Consider the following 20,595-nt stretch of genomic DNA (forward strand, 5'->3'; position numbering starts at 1 on the left):
TCCCCCGCCCGGGAATCAGAAAGCGCACGCCAGTTCCCCTTCCCCTGCGGGCAGTTGTTCACTGGGGCGTTGCGTGTGCGTCACCGGACCCCAAGAGTCTGTGGGCCGCACACTGGCCTGACCCGTCTCTGGAGGCGCCTCCATGTCCGACCGTCCGTCGAGCCCCGCCCCTCGCCGCCGCAGCCTGCTGCGCGGCTCGCTCGCCGTGCCCGCCGCACTCGCCGTGCCGTCCCTCGCGGGCGCCGCGCCGTCGTTCGCCCGGTCGGGGCGGCCGGAGGCGGCGTGGGGCGTGCAGGCGGGCGACGTGGGCGCGCACTCCGGACTGGTGTGGGTGCGCTCCGACCGGCCCGCCCGGATGATCGTGGAGACGTCCGCCACCGAGTCGTTCCGCAACCCCACGCGCTGGCACGGTCCGGTCATCGGCCCCGGCACGGACTTCACCGGCACCACGCGCCTGCGCGGCCTGCCCGCCGGGGAGCAGATCCACTACCGGGTGACCCTCGCCGACCCCGACGACCCGAAGCGCACCGGCAGGCCGGTCTCCGGCACCTTCCGTACGACGCCCCAGGGGCGGAAGCAGGGCGTGCGCTTCCTGTGGTCCGGCGACATCGCCGGGCAGGGCTGGGGCATCAACCCGGACCGGGGCGGCTACCGGGTGTACGAGGACATGCGGCGCCTCGACCCCGACTTCTTCCTGTGCAGCGGCGACAACATCTACGCCGACGGCCCGATCCTGCCGAGCGTGACGCTGCCCGACGGCACGGTGTGGCACAACGTCACCACGGAGGAGAAGGCGAAGGTCGCCGAGAGCCTCGCCGAGTTCCGGGGCGCCTTCCGCTACAACCTCCTGGACGAGAACCTCCGCCGGTTCAACGCCCAGGTCCCGTCCATCGTGCAGTGGGACGACCACGAGGTGCACAACAACTGGTACCCGGGCCAGATCCTCGACGACGCCCGCTACACGGAGAAGCGCACCGACGTCCTCGCGGCGCGCTCCCTGCGGGCGTTCAGCGAGTACTTCCCGGTGTCGACGCTGGCGCCGGGCCACGCGGGCGACACGGACGGGCGGGTGTACCGGGTGCTGCGGCACGGCCCGCTGCTCGACGTGTTCGTGCTCGACATGCGCACCTACCGCAACGCCAACTCCCCCGGCCGCCAGCCCGACGACGCCACCGGCATCCTCGGCGCCGAGCAGCTGCGCTGGCTGAAGCGGGAGCTGTCGCGCTCGCGGGCCGTGTGGAAGGTGATCGCCTCGGACATGCCGCTCGGCCTGGTGGTGGCCGACGGCAAGGTGAACTTCGAGGCGGTGGCGCAGGGCGACCCGGGCGCCCCGCTCGGCCGTGAGCTGCAGATCGCCGAGCTGCTGCGGCACATCAAGCACCGGAAGATCACCGGCACGGTGTGGCTGACCGCCGACGTGCACTACACCTCGGCGCAGCACTACGACCCCTCGCGCGCCGCCTTCAAGGACTTCGCGCCCTTCTGGGAGTTCGTGTCCGGGCCGCTCGCGGCGGGCGGCTTCCCGGCGACGAAGCTGGACGCCACGTTCGGCCCCGAGCAGCGGTTCATCAAGGCGCCGACGCGCGCCAACACCTCGCCGGCCGAGACCCCGCCGTACTTCGGGGAGGTCGACATCGACGGCGACAGCGGGGAGTTGACCGTGCGGCTGCGGCAGGAGGGCGGCGAGGTACTCTTCAGCACGGTGCTGCAGCCGGGGCGGGTGGGACAGGAGTAGCACCCCCACCAGTCCAAGAGTGAACAAAAGGGGCCAAGTATCCCTTTACTCATCAGACACAAACCGTTCGCGATCACGCAACACCGATCCTTCACAGTGGATGCATGAGTGCAGACATGTCTGATGTGACCCGCAGGAAGCACGGCCGCCCCGTGCATCACTGGCGCCGCGACGTGGTCGAACTGGCCGCGCTCTTCACGGCCGTGGCCGTCGCGGACACCATGGCGAACCTGATCGGGCACGGCCCCGACGGCACGGTCCTGCTCACGGCCTCGGCGCTCGCGCTGATCGCCACCGCCGGGTTCCACACCTGGTGGGCGCGGCGCCACACACACGCCCCACCGGCCGGCGATACCGGCGCCCGGCCCTCCGCCCCCGCGGAGCAGGCCGGGCCCGCCGCCACCGGGGAAACCCGGGAGGCGGCGGCGGAGACGACGCTGTGGCGCATGCGCACCACGGTGCGCGACGAGCCGGGTTCGCTCGCGGCCCTGTGCACGGCACTCGCGCACGAGCAGGTCGACATCCTCAGCCTGCAGACGCACCCGCTGGCCGAGGGCACCGTCGACGAACTCCTGCTGCGCGCGCCCGGCCCGCTGTCCGGCGCCGAGCTGACCCGGGCGGTCTCCGCCGCGGGCGGCACCGGCACCTGGCTCGAGCGCGCCGACACGCACGACCTGGTCGACGCCCCCACCCGCATCCTGGGCCTCGCCACCCGCACCGCCCTGGACGCCGCCGAACTCCCGCTCGCACTGCGCCAGTTGCTGGGCCGCTGCACCATCCGCCAGCTGCCCGCGACGGCCGCGGCCGACACCGCCGAGGACGCCGACGGCGCCACGGTCGAGGGCGCGCTCGACGGGACGGTGCTGCGGCTGCGCGTACCGGAGGGCGGGGTGATCGCCGTGGAGCGGCCCTATCTGCCGTTCACGCCCACGGAGTTCGCGCGCGCCCGGGCCCTGGTGGAGCTCGACTCGCGGCTCGGCCCGCGCGTGCCGGGCGGCCAGGACGTGCTGACACTCGCCGAGGGCAGCGACATCACGGTGAGCCGCGCCGACGTCGACGACCTCGACGCCGCCAGGGCCATGCACGACCGCTGCTCCCCGCAGACCCTGTCCATGCGCTACCACGGCCCGGTCCGGGACGCCGACCGCTACCTCAACCACCTGCTCAGCCCGCGCTTCGGCCGCACCCTCGCGGTCCGCACGGCCTCCGGGCGCATCGTGGGCCTCGGGCACCTGCTGTGGGATGGCGACGAGACCGAGGTGGCGCTGCTCGTCGAGGACGACTGGCAGCGCCGCGGCATCGGCGGTGAACTCCTCGGCCGGCTGGTCGCGTTGGCGATCGAGGCGGGCTGCGCGAGCGTGTACGCGGTGACCCGCTCGTCCAACACCGGCATGGTCGCCGCGATGCGCGGCCTCGGACTGCCCCTCGACTACCAGATCGAGGAGGGCACGCTGGTGATCACCGCGTCCCTGGACGCGACGCCGGTGCGCTCACTGCTTCCGTACGACGGTCTGCGCCAGGACTAGCACCGGTACCCGCACCAGCACCCGGACCGGTGCGCGGGCCGAGCGCGCGGTCCAGGTCGCTCCAGAGGTCCTCGACGTCCTCCAGGCCGACCGAGAGCCGCAGCAGGCGCTCGCCCACCCCGGCCGCCCGCCGGTCACCGGCGTCCACGACGCGGTGGCTGATGGACGCCGGGTGCTGGATGAGGGTGTCGACGCTGCCGAGGCTGACCGCCGGGGTGACCAGGCGGACCCCCGCGGTCACCTCGTGCGGGTCGCCGTACACCTCGAAGGCGACCATGGCTCCGCCGATACGGGGATAGCGCACCCGCTCCACGCGCGGATCGGCGGCCAGCCGGCGGGCGAGCTCGGCTGCCGTCGCGGACGCGGCGCGCACTCGCACCGGCAGCGTGGCGAGCCCGCGCAGCAGGAGATATCCGGCCAGCGGGTGCAGCACCCCACCGGTGGCGAACCGGACCTGGCGCAGACTCCGCGCGAACTCCTCGTCGCAGGCGACCACGCCGCCCAGCACGTCCCCGTGCCCGCCCAGGTACTTCGTGGCACTGTGCAGCACCAGGCGCGCGCCCGCGGCAGCGGGCCGCTGCAGGACGGGCGTCGCGAAGGTGTTGTCGGCGAGCAGCGGCACGGTGCCGCAGGCGTGGGCGACCGCGCGCAGGTCGAGTTCGGCGAGCGTCGGGTTGGCGGGCGACTCGACCATGACGAGCCCCGTGTCGGCCCGGACGGCGTCGGCGATCCCGGCCGGGTCGGTCCAGGTCACCTCGGAGCCGAGCAGCCCCGCGGTGAGGAGGTGGTCGCTGCACCCGTACAGCGGCCGCACCGCGACGACATGGCGCAGTCCGGCCGCCGCGCGCACCAGCAGGACCGCGGTCAGGGCCGCCATGCCGCTGGCGAACGCGACGGCGCTCTCGGTGCCTTCGAGCCGGGCGAGCGCGGTCTCGAAGCGGGCGACGGTCGGGTTGCCGAGCCGCCCGTAGACGGGCGGGCCGCCGTCCAGGGTGCCGTCCGCGGCGAACGCGTCGATGCGCGCGGCCTCGCCCCGGGTGTCGTACGAGGGGTAGGTCGTGGACAGGTCGATCGGCGGGGCGTGCAGGCCGAGGGCCGCGAGGTCGTCGCGCCCGGCGTGCACGGCCTCGGTGGCGAGGGCGCGGGGGCTGCGCGGGGTGGCCGAAGTGCCCGGTGTCGTCTCCATGGGTCCGATCCTGAACAGCGGGCGGTGTTGTCCGTTCAACTACCGTGCTACGTTCGGAAGATGGCCGAATCTGTCGCACTGGACCCGGTGGATCTCCACATCCTGCGCCTGCTGCAGAACGACGCCCGGACCACCTACCGCGACCTCGCGGCGCAGGTCGGCGTCGCCCCCTCCACCTGCCTGGACCGCGTGTCGCGGCTGCGCCGCTCGGGCGTGATCCTCGGCCACCAGCTGCGCCTGGACCCGGCGCGGCTCGGGCGTGGCCTGGAAGCGCTGCTCTCGGTGCAGGTGCGGCCACACCGTCGTGAGCTGGTCGGCCCGTTCGTCGAGCGGATCAGAGCGCTCCCCGAGTCCCGCTCGATCTTCCACCTGACCGGCCCCGACGACTACTTGGTGCATGTGGCGGTCGCCGACACCGCCGATCTGCAGCGGCTCGTCCTGGACGAGTTCACGGCGCGGGGCGAAGTGGCGCGCGTCGAGACCCGGTTGATCTTCCAGCAGTGGGAGTGCGGCCCGCTGTTGCCGCCCGGGGCGGGAGTGGGGGCCAGTGCGGGGTGATTCCGTGGGGCGCGGTGCGCGTTCGCGTCAGGGCGGGACAATCCTGATGGCGGACGTCAGCGCTCCGTACGAGGATGGCCGCATGTCCGAGACCACGACCTCCAGCGCCCACTCACCGCTCCCCCGCGCCGTCGCCGACGCGTACGTCGACGAGCTCATCGCCCTCGACCCGATCACCGGCACCTATCTCGGCGTCAAGGAGAGCCACGGCAAACTCCCCGACACCTCGCCCGCGGGCCAGGAGGCCCTCGCCGAGCTCGCCCGCGCGACGCTGCGGCGGCTCGACGAGGCGGAGGCGCGGCCCGGCGCCGACAGCGACATCGAGCGCCGCTGCGCCCGGCTCCTGCGTGAGCGGCTCACCGCCGAACTCGCCCTGCACGAGACGGACGAGGGGCTGCGCGCCGTCGGCAACCTCCACACGATGCCGCACGCGCTGCGGGAGATCTTCACGCTGACGCCCACCGAGACCACCGGGGACTGGGCGGTCGTCGCGGAGCGCCTGCGCGCCCTGCCCGCCGCCTTCGAGGGCTACCGCGCCTCGCTGGCCCTCGGTCTCGACCGAAAGCTGTACGGACCGCCACGGCCGACGGCGACCTTCATCGGGCAGCTCACGGAGTGGGCGGGCGAGGCCGGAGAGGCGCCCTGGTTCGAGGAGTTCGCGGCCGCGGGCCCGGACCCGCTGCGGGCGGAGCTGGACGCGGCCGCGCAGGCCGCCACCGCGGCCGTGGTGGCCCTGCGCGACTGGATGCGGGACGTGTACGCGCCCCGCGTCGAGGGCGCCCCCGACACGGTGGGCCGCGAGCGCTACGCCCGCCTCTCCCGCCACTTCAACGGCGCCGACCTGGACCTCGACGAGGCGTACGCGTACGGCTGGGCCGAGTACCACCGGCTGCTCGCCGAGATGCGCGTCGAGGCCGAGCGGATCCTGCCCGGCGCGGCCACGCCGTGGGTGGCGCTCGCCCACCTCGACGAGCACGGCACGCACATCGAGGGCGTCGAGGAGGCCCGTGTCTGGCTCCAGGAACTGATGGACGAGGCGATCGCGGCGCTCGACGGCACGCACTTCGAACTCGCCGAGCGGGTACGGAAGGTGGAGTCCCGGATCGCCCCGCCGGGCGGCGCCGCGGCCCCCTACTACACGGAGCCCTCGGAGGACTTCTCCCGCCCCGGCCGCACCTGGCTGCCCACGATGGGCGCGACCCGCTTCCCGGTCTACGACCTGGTCTCCACCTGGTACCACGAGGGCGTGCCTGGCCATCACCTCCAGCTCGCCCAGTGGGTGCACAAGGCGGCCGACCTCTCCCGCTACCAGGCGACCGTCGGCATCGTCAGCGCCAACGCGGAGGGCTGGGCGCTGTACGCGGAGCGGCTCATGGACGAACTGGGCTTCCTCACCGACGCGGAGCGCCGCCTCGGCTACCTGGACGCGCAGATGATGCGGGCCCTGCGAGTCATCGTCGACATCGGCATGCACCTGGAACTGCCGATCCCCGCGGACTCGCCGTTCCACCCCGGCGAGCGCTGGACCCCCGAGCTGGCCCAGGAGTTCTACGGCGCGCACTGCAGCCGCCCGGCGGACTACGTGGAGAGCGAGATGATCCGCTACCTCACCATGCCGGGGCAGGCCATCGGCTACAAACTGGGCGAGCGCGCCTGGCTGTCGGGCCGCGAGAAGGCCCGCGCGCGGCACGGGGACGCCTTCGACCTGAAGGCGTGGCACATGGCGGCGCTGTCGCAGGGCTCGCTGGGTCTTGGCGACCTGGAGGAGGAGATCGCCAAGCTGTGAGGGCCACGCCCCTCAACGGCGGAACCCGCCCTCGGAGTCGATGACCTGCCCGGTGACCCACTCGGCTTCATCGGTGGCCAGCCACGCGATGAGCCGGGCCGGGTCGTCGGGCATGCCCCAGCGCCCGCCGGGGAACCGGTCCGCGACGGCGGCGTAGGCGTCGCCGGTGAGGTAATCCGTGTCCACGGGGCCGGGGTTGACGGCGTTGACCGTGACGGCGTGCTCGGCCAGCGTGGTCGCGAGAGACCTGGTCACGGAGGCAAGAGCGCCCTTCTGGAGGGCGTACGCGAGTTCGTCGGGCATGCCGCCCGCGATGTCCTGCCCGGACGTCATCAGCACCACGCGGCCACCGGGCGTACGGGGCGGCAGGGCGGCGCGCCGCCGGGCGAACGCCTGCACGAGGAGGATCACCGAACGCGTGTCGGTGGCCCAATGGGCGTCCAGCATCGCGGCGTCGACGCTGTCGAGGTCACCGTCGCTTCCGCTGAGGGCGTGGTTGGCGACGAGCACGTCGAGGCGGCCGCCGAGCTCGCGGGCGGCGGTGTCGACCAACTCGGCCGGGGCGTCCGGCCCGGTGAGATCCCCGGGCCCGGCACAGACCCGCGCCCCGGGGTCCGCCGCCGCCTCCCGCACCCCGGCGACGACCTCCGCCGGGTCGTCGGCGCCCCAGGGCAGGGCGGCGTCGTGCGGGACGTGGTGGTGGAGGTAGACGCTCGCGCCGTAGGCGGCCAGACGCCGGGCCACGGCGTACCCGATGCCGCCGCGCCGGCTGGCCCCGGTGACGAGGGCGGTGCGGCCGCGCAGCGGGAGGGGGTCGCGGCGGAGGGCTTCGGGGGTGGGAGGAGGCAGGTGGGGCATGGGAGTTGATGGTGCCTCACCCCACGACGATTCCCCACCCATTTCGGCGCTCCGCCGACCTCGCGGCGCTCCGTCGATTGCTCGGCGCTCCGTCGACCTCGCGGCGCTCCGTCGATTGTTCGGCGCTCCGTCGGTTTCGGCGCCCCGCCCCTCTTCCGGCGCCCCACCCGCCTCAGCAGCCGCAGTCGTCCGCGCCGACCGGCGCCGTCAGGGGGTCCGCCTCGCGCTGCTGCGGGCCCTCCCAGGTCTCGTACGCGAAGCCCTCGCGGGCCCAGTACTCGAAGCCGCCGAGCATCTCCTTGACCTGGAAGCCCAGTTGAGCCAGGGCCAGAGCCGCGCGGGTGGCGCCGTTACAGCCGGGGCCCCAGCAGTACGTGACCACCGGCACGGACTTGTCGAGGAGGCGCTCGGCCTGGAGCGGGATCTGCGCGGTCGGCAGGTGCAGCGCGCCGGGGACGTGGCCCTGGTCCCAGGACTCGGTGGAGCGGGTGTCGATGACGACGAAGCCGGGGTCCCCTTCGGCGGCGAGCGCCACGGCCACGTCCGAGACGTCGGCGTGGAAGGCGAGGCTGGCGCCGAAGTAGGCGGCGGCCGCGGCCGGGGCGGCGGGCGGCACCCGCAGCACCGGGTTCTCGGCCACGGGAGTGGCGGGGGCGGTGGTCGTGACCTGGGCGGTCGCCGTCTTCGTGTGCGTGTTCATGGCAGAAAATCTACGGTCGGCGCCGTCGACTCCGGAAGGCGCGATTCCCGGCGTACCTCTTGATCAGCCGGGGATTTCCCTGTTTCCTCTCCGCCATGACCGGTTATTCCACGGACGCCACCGACTGGCGCATCCTCGATGTCCTCCAGCGCGAGGGCCGGGCCAGCTACGCGGAGCTCGCGCGGGCCGTCTCCATGTCCGCGAGCGCCGTCACGGAGCGGGTGCGCAGGCTTGAAGAGGCGGGCGTGATCCAGGGGTACGCGGCCGTGGTCGACCCGGAACGGCTCGGCCTGCCCATCCTGGCCTTCGTGCGGCTGCGCTATCCGAACGGCAACTACAAGCCCTTCCACGACCTCATCGAGACGATGCCGGAGATCCTTGAGGCACACCACGTTACGGGCGACGACTGCTTCGTGATCAAGGTTGCGGCACGCTCCATGAGCCACCTCGAAGAGGTCTCGGGACGGATCGGCGCGCTCGGGTCCGTGACCACGAGCGTCGTCTACTCCTCGCCGCTCTCCCGGCGTCCGCTGGGGCGTTGACCTTACGGGAGCCCCGGCCGCTCAGACCCCGCCCCGCTGCCGCACCGACGACCCGGCCCGCCCCTTCACGACCTCCAACTGCGCGTGCACGCGCCGCCGCAGGTCCGCGACGTGGCTCACGATGCCCACGCTGCGGTCGCGCTCGCGCAGGGAGTCCAGGACGTCGAGGACCTCGTCGAGGGTCTGGTCGTCGAGGCTGCCGAAGCCCTCGTCGATGAAGAGCGTGTCGAGGCGGACGCCGCCCGCCTCGTCCGTCACCACGTCCGCGAGGCCGAGCGCGAGGGCGAGGGAGGCGAAGAAGGTCTCGCCGCCGGAGAGCGTCGCGGTGTCGCGCTCGCGGCCCGTCCACGCGTCCACCACGTGCAGGCCGAGGCCGCTGCGGCCGCGCCCCGTCCGGTCGTCGGAGTGCACGAGGGTGTAGCGCCCCGAGGACATGCGGCGCAGACGGGCGGTGGCGGCGGCCGCGACCTGTTCGAGCCGGGCCGCGAGGACGTAGGACTCCAGGCGCATCTTGCGGTCGTTGTCCGCCGAGGTGCCCGCGGTGAGCGTGGCGAGGCGCGCGATCCGGTCGTGCTCGGCGCGCAGCGGGGCGAGGCGGCGGGCGGCTGCGGCTGAGCGGGCGGAGAGCCTGTCGAGTTCGGCGCAGCGCCGGGACGCCGCGTCGCGCGCGGAGGCCGCGGTGCGCACCCGGTGGGCGGCGGCCGCGGCGGCGGCCTGGGCCGAGTGCGGGTCGGCGGGCGGGAGTTCGGCGGCGGCCGCGGCGTCCGGCTCGGCGAGCAGGGAACGCACCGCCGCCGCCTCGCTCTGCCAGGCGTCCAGGCGGTGCTGGAGCTCGCGGTGGGCGGCGTCGTCGAGGAGGGCTTCGGCGGCGGCCGACGGCGTGTCGAACCCGGCGCGGAAGGCGGCGTCGGCGAGCCGCGCGTCGGCGTCCTTGAGGCGCTGCGCGGTGTCGGCGGCGGTGCGCACGGCCTCGGCGGCCTCGGTGAGCAGCGCGGCCTGCCGCTCCAGCTGGGCGGCGCGCGCGGCGACGCTCCCGCTGGCCCCCCGCGCGCGGGTCAACTCCTCGGCCAGACCGCTCTCTTCACGGTCGAGGGCGTCCCGCAGACTGGCCCGCGACGCGGCACGCTGAGCGGCCTGCTGCTGCGCCGACAGCCGGTGAGCGTGCTCGCGCTCGGCCTGAGCGAGCGCTTCCCGCGCGGCGTGCAGCCCCGAGGCGACGCGACGCGCCTCTCCGTGGGCTCGGCGCAACACCTCTACGGCGTGAGCGAGTTCGTCGACGGTGGGGTCGGGGGCGGGGGCGGGGGTCGGGTCCGTGGCCGAAGGGGAGCTGGGGCCTGTGGTCGGGCCCGTGACCGAAGGGGCGTCAGCGCCGACGGGCAAGCTGTCGTCCGAACCCTCCGTCGAGCCGACGGCACCGGGACCAGCAGCTTTCTGCGTGGTCGGACCCGGACCAGCGGCTGCCTCCACGGTCCGGCCGACGCCACCCGGACCAGCGGCTGCCTCCGTGGTCGGGCCGACGCCACCCGGACCAGCCGTCGAACCCACCGCCGGGCCACCGGTGCCCGAACCGTCGGCCGACCCCGTACCCGACCCCGCCGCCGGTCCCCGCGCCGCCGCCTTCGCCGCCGCCAGCGACTCCCGCACCTCGCCGAGCGCCCGCTCCGCCTCCGTACGCTCCTCGTCCGCCCGCTGGTACGCGGCGAGCGCGCTCTCCTCGGCGCCCCGGTCGACGTGCCCGGCCACCTTCCGTGCGGGGGCGGGGTGTTCCGTGGCGCCGCAGACCGCGCAGGGGGCGCCGGGGGTGAGGCCCGCGGCCAGTTCCGCCGCGATGCCGGTAAGGCGCTGTTCCTTGAGGTCGAGCCAGCGGTCGCGGGCGGCGGTGGTGCGTTCGCGGGTGGTGACCGCGTACTCGTGGGCGGTCGCCGCCTCGCGGGTGAGGCGGTCGCGGCGGTGTCCGGCCGCCAACCGGGCCTCGGCCGACTCCAGTTGGGCGGAGAGCTGTTCGGCGCGGGCGGTGGCTTCCTGTGCGGAGTCGATGCGCTCCTGGAGGGCGGCGCGGCGCGGCTCCCAGTCGGCGAGCCAGCCCGCGGCGTCCTGTGCGAGGTCGTCGTCGGCCCGCTCCTGCTGGTCCAACGAGGCGCGCTCGGCGGCCAGTTCGGTCAGGCGCTGTTCGGCGCGGCGGGCCGAGGCGAGGGTGCCGAGCTCTTCGGCGGCGGTGCGCGCGGCGGCGGCGAGCCCTGCCGCGCCCTCGTCGGCGAAGGCGGCGGGGAGCCGGTCGCGCGCGTGCCGCTCGGCGGCCGCGGCGGTGCGGTGCTCGGACTCGGTGGCCTCGCGCAGGCCGAGCGCGGGCGCGACCGTCTCGGCCTTGCGGGCACGCTCCATCCGGGCCGTCAGCCGCTCGTGGTCGGCTGCGCTCTCGGAGAGCCGCGCGGCCCGCTCCTGCGCGCGGGTGAACCGCTGTTGCAGCTGGTCGAGTTGGCGCACGTCCGCGAGGGTGCGCTCCGCCGTGTGCTGCGCGGACTCGGCGGCGGCGAGCGCGCAGTGCGCGACCGTGAACCGTTCGCGGGCGCCCGCGCGGGCGATGGCGGCCCAGGTGAGGACGGCGTCCGCGAGCCCGGGGTCGCCGGGCGCGAGCTCGGGCAGCGGCTGCTCGGCGCCGCCGGGCCCCTCGCCCGCGGCCTGCTGCATGCGGTGCGCGTCGGTGAGGAGCTCCGCATCGCCGCCCTTGACGCGGGCCTCGGCGGCGCGCCGCAGCTCGGCGAGGTGCTGCTCGACGGCGGCGAAGCGGTGCGTGTCGAAGAGCCGCCCGAGGAGCTTGCCGCGGGCTTCCGCGTCGGCGCGCAGGAACCGCGCGAAGTCGCCCTGGGGCAGGAGCACGACCTGGCAGAACTGGTCCTTGCTCATGCCGAGGAGCTGGCTGACCTCCTCGCCGATCTCCTGGTGGGACCGGCTGAGGTCCTTCCACTCCCCGGTGCCGCCCGCCCCTCCCGTCTCGTACTCGCGAAGCCAGCTCTGCGCCTTCTCCGTGGTGAAGCCGGTGCCGCGCTTCTTGGGGCGGGCCCACGGGGGCTGCCGCGTGAGCTCCAAGTGGCGTCCGGCGACGGTCAGTTCGAGCCGCACCTCCGTGCGCGTGCCGGGCGCGGCGTGGTCGCTGCGGAGCGAGGCGCCCTGACCGCCGCCGAGCTGGCGGGTGCCGGGCGCGGAGCCGTACAGGGCGTAGCAGACGGCGTCCAGGACCGAAGTCTTGCCGGCGCCGGTCGGGCCGTGCAGCAGGAAGAGCCCGGCGGCCGAGAGGTCGTCGAAGTCGATGTCCTCCGTGCCGCCGAAGGGGCCGAAGGCGGTGACGGTGAGCCTGTGCAGCCTCATCGGGCCACCTCACGGAGGGTGCCGTCGGCGCGCACGGCGTCGAACGCGCCCTGGAGCACGGCCTGTTCGCGGGCGTCGGGTCCGGTGCCGCGCACATGCGTCACGAAGTCCTCGGCGATCTCCCGGTCGTCGCGGCCCTGCAGGCGCCGGGCGTACGACACGTCCGGGTCGTCCGGGGCGCGCTGCGGCTCGAAGAGGAGGCTGAGGCAGTGCGGGAAGCGCTCGGTGAGGCGCGCCATCGGCTCATCGGGGCGCACCGGGTCGGTGAGGGTGGCCTCCACCCACGCGTCCTCGTGGGCGGCGAGCTCCGGGTCGTCCAGGAGCTGGTCGAGCTCTCCCTTGATGCGGGCGAGCGGCCGCGGCACCGGGCAGTCGATCCGCTCGGCGGTGACCTCCCCCGCGGCGTCCAGGTCGACGAGCCACATGCTCTTGCGGTGGTCGGCCTCGGAGAAGGAGTACGCGAGCGGGGAGCCGGAGTAGCGCACGCGCTCGGTGACGCGCTGGCAGCCGTGCAGATGCCCGAGGGCCACATAGTCGACGCCGTCGAAGACCCCGGAGGGCACGGCGCTGACCCCGCCGACCGTGATGTCGCGCTCGCTGTCGCTGGCCTCGCCGCCCGCGACGAAGGCGTGCGCGAGGACGACGGACCGGGTGCCGGGGGCGCGCCCGGCGAGATCGGCACGCACCCGCTCCATGGCGGCGCCGAGCACGGCCTCGTGCCCCGCCTTCTTCACCTCGAACTCGCTCTTCACCAGGGCCGGTTCGAGATACGGGAGTCCGTAGAAAGCGACGTCCCCGTGCGCGTCGGCGAGCACCACGGGCTCGCCGCACCCGGCCGGGTCGGTGCGCAGATGGATCCCGGCGCGGCCGATGAGCCCGGCGCCGACGCCGAGCCTGCGCGCGGAGTCGTGGTTGCCGGAGATCATGACCGTGGGCACCTGGAGCCCGGCGAGCCGGTGCAGGGCGTCGTCGAACAGCTCGACGGCGGCGAGCGGCGGCACCGCCCTGTCGTACACGTCCCCCGACACGACCACCGCGTCCACCTCGCGCTCACGCACCGTGGCGACGAGGTGACCGATGAACTCGGCCTGGGCGCCGAGCATGTTCACCCGGTGGAACGCCCGGCCCAGATGCCAGTCGGAAGTGTGCAGCAGCCTCATGATCCCCGAGACTAACGGCAGGGTCGGACATCACGGGCGGGCACTCCCGTATCCGGCGCTTCGGGAGAGCTGCGTCACCCACCCCCTGCCGTCGCCCACCCCCTGCCGTCGCCCGCCTTCTGCCCTCACCCACCCTCTGTCGTCACCCACCCTCTGTTGATGTGCCAGGTACTCCCGTCGGCGCTCGCGCCGCGCAGCCCGTGCAGGGTGGGGGCGCCCGCGAGCGCGGGGACGCGGGAGTCGCCGAGGGCGGCGAAGGCGTACGTGCGGGCCGGGTCCCAGTCGGTGCTGCGGCGCAGGCGCCGGGCGAGCTGGGCGAAGCCGAGCGGCACGGCGGCGATCACCCAGGCGTCGGGCTCCTGGGCGGTGAGGCGCCGGGCGGGCCGCAGCCAGGACGCGGCGTGCTCGGGCCAGTCGACGACGGCGAGCACGTGGCGGTCACCCGCGTCGGCACCACCCTCAGCCCACGCCGCCGCGAACGCCTCGGCCGCCGCCCAGGACGCCGCGTCCCGGCCGTGCCCGACGGCCACGGCACGGATCCGCGCGCGGGGCCGGGTCAACAGGCCGATCAGCGCGGCGAGTTCGGGCGCGGTGTGCGGGGCAGGCCCCGGCAGCGCGCCGAGCCCGGCGAGGTCGTCGGGGTCGACCAGGGGCGAGGGAAGGTCGGGATCGGAGGCGGAAGCGGAAGCGGAAGCGGAGGCGGAAGCGGAGGCGGAAGCGGAGGAGAAGGAGAAGGAGAAGGAGAAGGCGGAAGCGCTGAGGAATGCGGGCGCGTCGTGATTCATGGTGCGTCCCAGCATCGGCGGGACGGCACGCGGCTGCTGGCGGTCTTCGGACGCCGTCGTGCGCGGGCGGCGTCGTAGCCGGAGTCCGTCGCGCACGGACGCCGTCGTACCCGGACGCGGTGGGGCAGCCGCTACGCGTCCCCGTACGCCTCTCCCCCGAGCTCGAGGCCCGCCGTCCCCGCCGTCGCGTCCGCCAGCCAGCCGCGGAAGGTCTCGACATCGGCGTCGGGGAGGCCGATCTCCAGGGTGACCGCCTCTCCGTAGCGGACGTCGCGGACGTCGCGGCCCGTGGCGCGCAGGTCGTTCTGGAGCTTGCCCGCGCGCTGGTGGTCGACGGTGACCGTGGCGAGGCGGAAGCGGCGCCGGGTGCGGGTGCCGAGGGCGTCGAGGGCCTCGCCGACCGCGCCTCCGTAGGCGCGGATGAGTCCGCCCGCGCCGAGCTTGACCCCTCCGTAGTAGCGGGTGACGACGGCGACGACGTAGCGCATCTCGCGGCGCAGCAGCATCTGCAGCATGGGCACGCCCGCCGTGCCCCCGGGCTCCCCGTCGTCACTGGCCTTCTGCACCGCGGCGTCGGCGCCGATGACGTACGCGAAGCAGTTGTGCGTCGCGGTCGGGTGCTCCTTGCGGATCCGTGCGATGAAGTCCTGGGCCTCCGCCTCGGTGGCCGCGGGCGCGAGCGCGCACAGGAAGCGCGAGCGGTTGATCTCGGTCTCGTGCACGCCCTCGCGGGCCACTGTGCGGTACTCGTCCTGCATCACGCCAGCGTATGCGCTCCCCCGGGACCGCAGGCCCGGCGCCCCGGGTAGCGTTGTCGGTCGTGACGTCTCCTTCGAAGCACGCAGCTCAAGTCCCCGGAGCGGTCGACATATTGGGTCCGCTCCTCGCGGGGACGCCGGTCACCGTCGTGGAGACCCGTGCCGACATCCCGGGCGCGGACCTGTTCCCCGGCGAGGCCGAGGTGATCGCGAAGTCCGTCGCCAAGCGGCGGGGCGAGTTCATCACCGTCCGGCACTGCGCCCGCACCGCCCTGGCCCGCATCGGCGTGGCCCCCGCGGCGATCCTGCCGGGCGAGCGGGGCGCGCCGGGCTGGCCGGAGGGCGTCGCCGGCAGCATGACGCACTGCACCGGCTACCGCGCCGCGGTCGTGGCCCCCACCTCCGACGTGGCCTCCGTCGGGATCGACGCGGAGCCCGCGGAGCCGATCTCCGACCCCGATGTGCTGCGTCTCGTGGCGGACGACGAGGAGCGCGCCGCCCTCGCCGCCCTGGCGGCCGCGCACCCGGAGGTGCCCTGGGACCGGCTGCTGTTCAGCGCCAAGGAGTCGGTCTACAAGACGTGGTTCCCGCTGACCCGGCAGTGGCTCGACTTCGACGAGGCGCATCTCACGTTCGGCCTCGACGGCACGTTCACGGCGCGCCTCCTGGTGCCGGGGCCCGTGGTGGCGGGGCGGGAGATCACCTCGTTCGCGGGGCGGTGGCTGGTGCGGGACGGGATCGCCGTCACGGCCATCGTCCTGCCCGCCGCGCCCACCACGCCTGCTTCCTAGGGCACGCCCCGCAGCCCACGCCACCCCGCGTACGTCACCCCGCGTACGTCACCCCGCGTACGTCACCCGGCCCGCCAGCCACGTCCCCAGGACCCGGACGTCCCGCACCGCCATCGGGTCGACAGCCCGTGGGTCGGCGGAGAGCCGGACCAGGTCCGCGGGGGCGCCCGGCACGAGCCCCGTGCGGTCGTCGGCGCCCGCCTGGTGGGCGACGCCGCTGGTCGCCGCGGTCAGGGCCTGCTCCATGGTGAGGCGCTGGTGCGGGGTCCAGCCCGCTTTCGGTTCGCCCGCGAACGTGCGCCGGGTGACGGCCACTTGGATGCCCTCCAGGGGCACGTGCGAGCTGACCGGCCAGTCGCTGCCGAAGGAGAGCCGCACGCCGTCGCGCGTGAGGTCGCCCATCGGGTACTGGAGGGCGGCCCGTGCGGCGCCGATCCGCGGGACGGAGAGCTCGGTCTGGAGGGGGTCGAGCTGCGCCCACAGGGGCTCGAAGTTGGCGATGACGCCGAGGGCGGCGAAGCGGGGCAGGTCGGCGGGGTCGACGAGCTGGACGTGGGTGATGACGGGGCGCCGGTCCCAGGCGGGGTTGGCGCGGACCGCCGACTCCACGGCGTCGAGCGCCGCCCGCACCCCCGCGTCCCCGATGGCGTGGACGTGGGTCTGGAAGCCCGCCGCGTCGAAGGCCCGCACCGCTTCGGCGAGCGCGTCCGGCTCCCACACGGGCATGCCGCAGCTGTGCGGGGCGTCCTCGTAGGGGCGGAGCAGCGCGGCCGTGCCGCCCTCGATGACGCCGTCGCTGAAGTACTTCACGGTGCGGGCGGAGAGCAGCGGGCCGCCCTCCTGCGCGACCCGCTGCCGTGTCTTCGTGAAAGGCCCCAGCTGCCCGCGCCAGCGGTCCGGGTCGGCGCGCTGGGCCAGGTCGACGCGGAAGGCGAGGGAGCCGTCGCGGGCGGCGGCGAGGTAGGCGGGCACCATGTCGGGCTCGACCCACGCGTCCTGGACCCAGGTGAGTCCCGCGCGCGCGTAGGCGGCGCCCGCTCTTCGCAGCGCCTCGACGAGCTCGTCCTCTGAGCGGGCGGGGACCTGGTCGAGGACGAGGCCGCAGGCGTGCCACTCGCGCAGGGTGCCCAGCGGGGAGCCGTCCGCGCGGCGCTCGATCCACCCCAGGCGCGGATCCCGCGTCGCCGCGTTCACCCCGGCCCTGCGCAGCGCCTCGGAGTTGCACCAGACCGTGTGGTAGTCGTGGGCGCGCAGCACCACGGGCCGGTCCGGTACGACGGCGTCCAGCCACCGCGCGTCGAACGCCCCGCCGGGCGCGAGCGCCGGGTCGTACGAGGCCCCGACGACCCACTCGGCGTCGGGGTGTTCGCGGGCCCACCGCCCCACTTCGGAGACGACGGCTTCGACGGACGCCGCCTCCTTGATGCGCGGTCCGAAGCTCTCCAGGCCACCGAACAGCGGGTGCGCGTGCCCGTCTCCGAAGGCCGCCATCAGCAGTCCGTCGCCCAACTCCACGACGTGATCGGCCTCTTCGGAGAGGGCGCGTGCCTCCTCTCCGAGAGCGAGGACCCGGCCGTCGCGGACGGCGAGCGCGGTGGTGTCTCCGTAGCGGACGGTTCCGGTGCGGACCGCCCCAAGGAAGACCCACGTCTCCGTACGGGCTTCCATGGCTGCATCCTCCGAACACTCCGAACACTCCGGGTCGCTCATCCTGCGTGCTCCGTCTCGACGGTCGTCAGCTTCTCGTAGGCCCCGAGGTCGCGCCGCCGGATGCGCACGGCGCGGGCCGCCCCCAGCGCGAACAGGACCGGCAGCGGCGCGAGGAGCGCGGCGTTGACGGCCCCCGAGGCCCCGGTCAGCAGGTTGAGGTCGGCGCAGACCAGGCCGATGAGAACCACCAGGCCCGCGCAGGCGACGAGCGGCGCGACCCGCACCCGCCAGGCGGGAAGTCCGCGCCGGTCGCGCCGGAAGAACCCGTACACGGCGAGCGCGGCGAGCGCCTGGAGCAGCATCACGCCGAGGATCCCCGCGCCGTTGCTCCACAGGAACGTGACGTCGTACGGGTCCACGCCACTCACCACCGTCACGGCCACCACCGCCAGGGCCAGGCAGCTCTGCACGAGGACCGCGGCGGCGGGGGCCCGGGTGCGCGCGGTCACGGTGCCGAGGTGGCGCGGCAGCAGGCCCTCGCGGCCGAGCGCGTAGAAGTAGCGGGCGGCGCCGTTGTGGAAGGCGAGCGTCGCCGCGAAGGCGCTCGTGATGATCAGTACGTGCATGGCGTCGGCCGCCCACGCGCCCGCGAAGCGTTCGGTGGCGGCGAAGACCATGTCGGCGCCGCCGTCGGCCCCGGCGACCGCCTGGGCGCGCCCGCCCCCGTACGCGTTGATGATCATCCACACGGTGAAGGTGTAGAAGAGCGCGAGAAAGGCCACGGCGACGCAGGTGGCGCGCGGCACCGTGCGCGCGGGCTCCCTGGCCTCCTCGGCGTAGATCGCGGTCGCCTCGAAGCCGACGAAGGCGCCGATGGCGAGCACGAACATGCCGCCCACGCCCGCGTCCCCGAGGCGGCCGGGCGACAGCGCGCCCGCGTCGAGCCCCTGCGGCCCGCCGCCGTGCGCGAACACCCCCGCCTCGAAGACGAGCAGCACGAGCACTTCGAGGACCAGCGCGACGCCGAGGACCTTCGCGCTGAGCGTCACCTTGAGGTAGCCGAGCACCCCGATCGCGACAAGGCCCGTCACCGACCAGCCCCACCACGGCACATGAGTGCCCGTCAGGTCGGTGAACCCGGACTCGGTGAACCAGCCGAAGGCGACGAGCAGCCCCGTCTCGATCGCGTTGTAGGAGAAGAGCGCGACATACGCGGCGCCCGCGCCGGTGGGGCGGCCGAGGCCGCGGCCGACGTAGGCGTAGAACGCGCCCGCGTTGCGCACGAACCGGCTCATCGCGGTGAACCCGGCCGCGAACACGATGAGCAGCAGGCCCGAGACGAGATAGCCGAGCGGTGCGGCGCGGCCCGCCATGCCGATGGAGACCGGGGCCACGCCCGCCATGACGGTGAGCGGTGCGGCGGCGGCCACGACGAAGAAGACCAGGTCGCCGACGCCGATGGCGCCGTGGCGCAGCCCTGCCGCCGCGCCGGTACTCCTGTGCACCGCCACCCCCGTACTCCCGCGTTGCCGGGCTCCGGAAAAACTAAACCCTTTAGTCCGGGCTGGCGAGACCGTACTGTGCGCAGCGGGCCACTGGGAAGAGCGCATCGGAGCAAGGGAGTTGACGACGCCATGAGCGGCACGGACGCATCCGACGGCGCGGGGCGCGGCAGGCCCCGCACGCCCGTGCTCGGCGCGGAGCTGATCGCGCGCGAGGCGCTCGCCCTGATCGACGAGGAGGGCGCGGACGCCTTCAGCCTGCCCCGGCTCGCGGCCCGGCTCGGCGTGAAGACCGCCTCGCTCTACAACCACCTCGACGGCCGCGCCGCCGTCATCGAGGGGGTGCGACGCCTGGTCGTGGAGGAGATGGACGTCTCGGCGTTCGGCGCGCTGCCGTGGCCCGGCGCCCTGCGGTCCTGGGCGCGTTCGTACCGGGACGCCTTCGCGCGCCACCCGCACGCGATAGAGCTGCTCGCGACGACGACGATCAGCTCCCCGGCCACGCTCACCATGTACGAGGCGGTCGTGTCCGCGCTGGCCCGCGGGGGCTGGCCGAGGGAGCGGCTCGTGTCGGTCCTGACCTGCGTGGAGTCCTTCCTGCTCGGCTCGGCCCTCGACCTCGTGGCGCCCCCGATCATGATCGACACGGCGGGGCAGGCGCAGCAGGTGCCGGTCCTCGCCGACGCCCTCGAAGGCTCGAAGGCGGCGCGCGCCGACCGGGCCTTCGACTGCGGCCTGGACGCGCTGATCCGCGGACTGGAGGACCAACTCGCCACCCTGGAGCGGCCGCTGACGCCGCCCGAGTGATCGCTCGGAGCTCTCTCCGCGACCTCCCGCGGTCCTCAGTGCCCCTTCGAAGGCTCCGAGTTCGCGAGCGTCTCCCAGAACATCCCCTCGTACGCCTGCAGGAGCCGCCCGTGGCGCCGCGCCGCCGCCCGTGTGACCCGGCCGCGCTCCAGGCCCGCATCGACGGCGGCGAGCGCCTGCCGGTCGAGGTCCGGCGCGGGCGCGGCGAAGAAGTCGAAGAAGGCGCACCCCTCGTCCGCGAAGCCGTAGTGGGTGCGCAGGGCCGTCGCGATCGTGGCGCAATAGCCGCCCCACGCCGAGAAGTTGGCGGTCAGGGCGAGGATCGCGTCGGCCGGATCGGCGTTGAGGGCGAGCCAGGAGACGTACGCGGGATATGCCTGGCAACCCGCCATCGGCTCGTAGGCCAGCGCCTCCTTGGTGCTCGTGCCGCAGGCCGCGAGGAGCGGGCCGAGACGCTCGTGCGCGAGGCTCTCGCCCTCGGCGAGGGTGACGAAGAAGGGGGCGCACTCCGCGTCGGCGCCCGTGGAGCGCGCGGCCAGGTGCGCGAAGGAGCGGCGGTCGGCGGGGATGACCTGCCACTGTTCGAGGGCGAGCGCGGTGACGGCGGCGAGGTCCGCGGTGCCGTCGGCGATCCGGGGGACGAGGGGGTTCATGGCCGGGTCCGGGGCGAGGTCGGCGACCGTCTCCGCCACGAGTTCCGATGCTGTGCGCGTCATCGCCGCCACCCTCTCGTCGGGCCGCCCGGCGGCCCCGTGTGCGCTCCCGCGGCACCGGATCCGTCGCCCCGGCCGCGCTGCCACGGTCCACCGTGCCCTGGCGCGGGGCGCCCCACAACACGGCCCGCCGCCCGTCACGGGCCCGCGCTCACCGGGATCCCCTCCGCAC

Annotated in this window: 17 protein-coding genes; 7 read left to right on the forward strand and 10 right to left on the reverse strand. The window is 74.6% G+C overall.

The annotated features are described in order from the left end of the window. Positions 1-142 precede the first annotated feature (142 nt). Positions 143-1,735, forward strand: a complete 1,593-nt coding sequence (locus ACQB60_RS39685) for an alkaline phosphatase D family protein (RefSeq protein ID WP_496930951.1) — start codon at positions 143-145, stop codon at positions 1,733-1,735. A gap of 104 nt (positions 1,736-1,839) precedes the next feature. Beyond that, positions 1,840-3,261 carry a GNAT family N-acetyltransferase gene (locus ACQB60_RS39690; protein ID WP_496930952.1) on the forward strand — a complete coding sequence of 474 codons (1,422 nt, stop codon included), beginning with the start codon at positions 1,840-1,842 and terminating at the stop codon, positions 3,259-3,261. Here ACQB60_RS39690 and ACQB60_RS39695 read toward each other — a convergent pair. Beyond that, on the reverse strand, positions 3,194-4,447 hold the full coding sequence (locus ACQB60_RS39695; protein WP_496930953.1) for a trans-sulfuration enzyme family protein: 1,254 nt from the start codon (positions 4,445-4,447) through the stop codon (positions 3,194-3,196). The genes ACQB60_RS39690 and ACQB60_RS39695 overlap by 68 nt on opposite strands. A 60-nt stretch (positions 4,448-4,507) precedes the next feature. Between ACQB60_RS39695 and ACQB60_RS39700 the strand changes: the two genes are divergently transcribed. After that, positions 4,508-5,005, forward strand: coding sequence for an Lrp/AsnC family transcriptional regulator (locus ACQB60_RS39700; protein ID WP_496930954.1), 498 nt, complete (start codon positions 4,508-4,510; stop codon positions 5,003-5,005). Positions 5,006-5,087: 82 nt separating this feature from the next. After that, positions 5,088-6,791, forward strand: coding sequence for a DUF885 domain-containing protein (locus ACQB60_RS39705; protein ID WP_496930955.1), 1,704 nt, complete (start codon positions 5,088-5,090; stop codon positions 6,789-6,791). Positions 6,792-6,803: 12 nt separating this feature from the next. On the opposite strand, the gene ACQB60_RS39710 is transcribed toward ACQB60_RS39705, so the two are convergent. After that, on the reverse strand, positions 6,804-7,649 hold the full coding sequence (locus ACQB60_RS39710; RefSeq protein WP_496930956.1) for an SDR family oxidoreductase: 846 nt from the start codon (positions 7,647-7,649) through the stop codon (positions 6,804-6,806). A gap of 172 nt (positions 7,650-7,821) precedes the next feature. Further along, positions 7,822-8,349, reverse strand: a complete 528-nt coding sequence (locus ACQB60_RS39715; protein WP_496930957.1) for a rhodanese-like domain-containing protein — start codon at positions 8,347-8,349, stop codon at positions 7,822-7,824. Positions 8,350-8,444: 95 nt separating this feature from the next. Between ACQB60_RS39715 and ACQB60_RS39720 the strand changes: the two genes are divergently transcribed. Then, a complete protein-coding gene (locus ACQB60_RS39720) occupies positions 8,445-8,891 on the forward strand; it encodes an Lrp/AsnC family transcriptional regulator (RefSeq protein ID WP_496930958.1) in 447 nt (148 codons plus the stop codon). Between the two features lie 21 nt (positions 8,892-8,912). Here the strand turns inward: ACQB60_RS39720 and ACQB60_RS39725 are convergent, their stop codons facing one another. From ACQB60_RS39725 to ACQB60_RS39740, 4 genes are all read right to left on the reverse strand, one after another. Then, positions 8,913-12,257: an AAA family ATPase gene (locus tag ACQB60_RS39725; RefSeq protein ID WP_496930959.1), complete on the reverse strand. Its 3,345-nt coding sequence runs from the start codon at positions 12,255-12,257 to the stop codon at positions 8,913-8,915. Then, positions 12,254-13,417, reverse strand: a complete 1,164-nt coding sequence (locus tag ACQB60_RS39730) for an exonuclease SbcCD subunit D (RefSeq protein ID WP_496930960.1) — start codon at positions 13,415-13,417, stop codon at positions 12,254-12,256. Before ACQB60_RS39730 ends, ACQB60_RS39725 begins: the two co-directional genes overlap by 4 nt. A gap of 125 nt (positions 13,418-13,542) precedes the next feature. Next, on the reverse strand, positions 13,543-14,298 hold the full coding sequence (locus ACQB60_RS39735; RefSeq protein WP_496930961.1) for a hypothetical protein: 756 nt from the start codon (positions 14,296-14,298) through the stop codon (positions 13,543-13,545). A gap of 35 nt (positions 14,299-14,333) precedes the next feature. Then, positions 14,334-14,960, reverse strand: coding sequence for a YigZ family protein (locus tag ACQB60_RS39740; protein ID WP_496930962.1), 627 nt, complete (start codon positions 14,958-14,960; stop codon positions 14,334-14,336). 113 nt (positions 14,961-15,073) lie between these two features. Between ACQB60_RS39740 and ACQB60_RS39745 the strand changes: the two genes are divergently transcribed. After that, positions 15,074-15,751, forward strand: coding sequence for a 4'-phosphopantetheinyl transferase family protein (locus tag ACQB60_RS39745; RefSeq protein WP_496930987.1), 678 nt, complete (start codon positions 15,074-15,076; stop codon positions 15,749-15,751). Positions 15,752-15,799: 48 nt separating this feature from the next. Here the strand turns inward: ACQB60_RS39745 and ACQB60_RS39750 are convergent, their stop codons facing one another. Next, a complete protein-coding gene (locus ACQB60_RS39750; RefSeq protein WP_496930963.1) occupies positions 15,800-17,419 on the reverse strand; it encodes an amidohydrolase in 1,620 nt (539 codons plus the stop codon). A 38-nt stretch (positions 17,420-17,457) separates the two neighbouring features. Then, positions 17,458-18,906, reverse strand: a complete 1,449-nt coding sequence (locus ACQB60_RS39755) for an APC family permease (RefSeq protein ID WP_496930964.1) — start codon at positions 18,904-18,906, stop codon at positions 17,458-17,460. A gap of 129 nt (positions 18,907-19,035) precedes the next feature. Between ACQB60_RS39755 and ACQB60_RS39760 the strand changes: the two genes are divergently transcribed. Next, positions 19,036-19,710, forward strand: coding sequence for a TetR/AcrR family transcriptional regulator C-terminal domain-containing protein (locus ACQB60_RS39760; protein ID WP_496930965.1), 675 nt, complete (start codon positions 19,036-19,038; stop codon positions 19,708-19,710). A gap of 35 nt (positions 19,711-19,745) precedes the next feature. Here the strand turns inward: ACQB60_RS39760 and ACQB60_RS39765 are convergent, their stop codons facing one another. Further along, positions 19,746-20,426, reverse strand: a complete 681-nt coding sequence (locus tag ACQB60_RS39765) for a thiaminase II/PqqC family protein (RefSeq protein ID WP_496930966.1) — start codon at positions 20,424-20,426, stop codon at positions 19,746-19,748. Positions 20,427-20,595 lie beyond the last annotated feature (169 nt).

It is taken from the genome of Streptomyces odontotermitis (assembly GCF_050510915.1).
GTDB lineage: Bacteria > Actinomycetota > Actinomycetes > Streptomycetales > Streptomycetaceae > Streptomyces.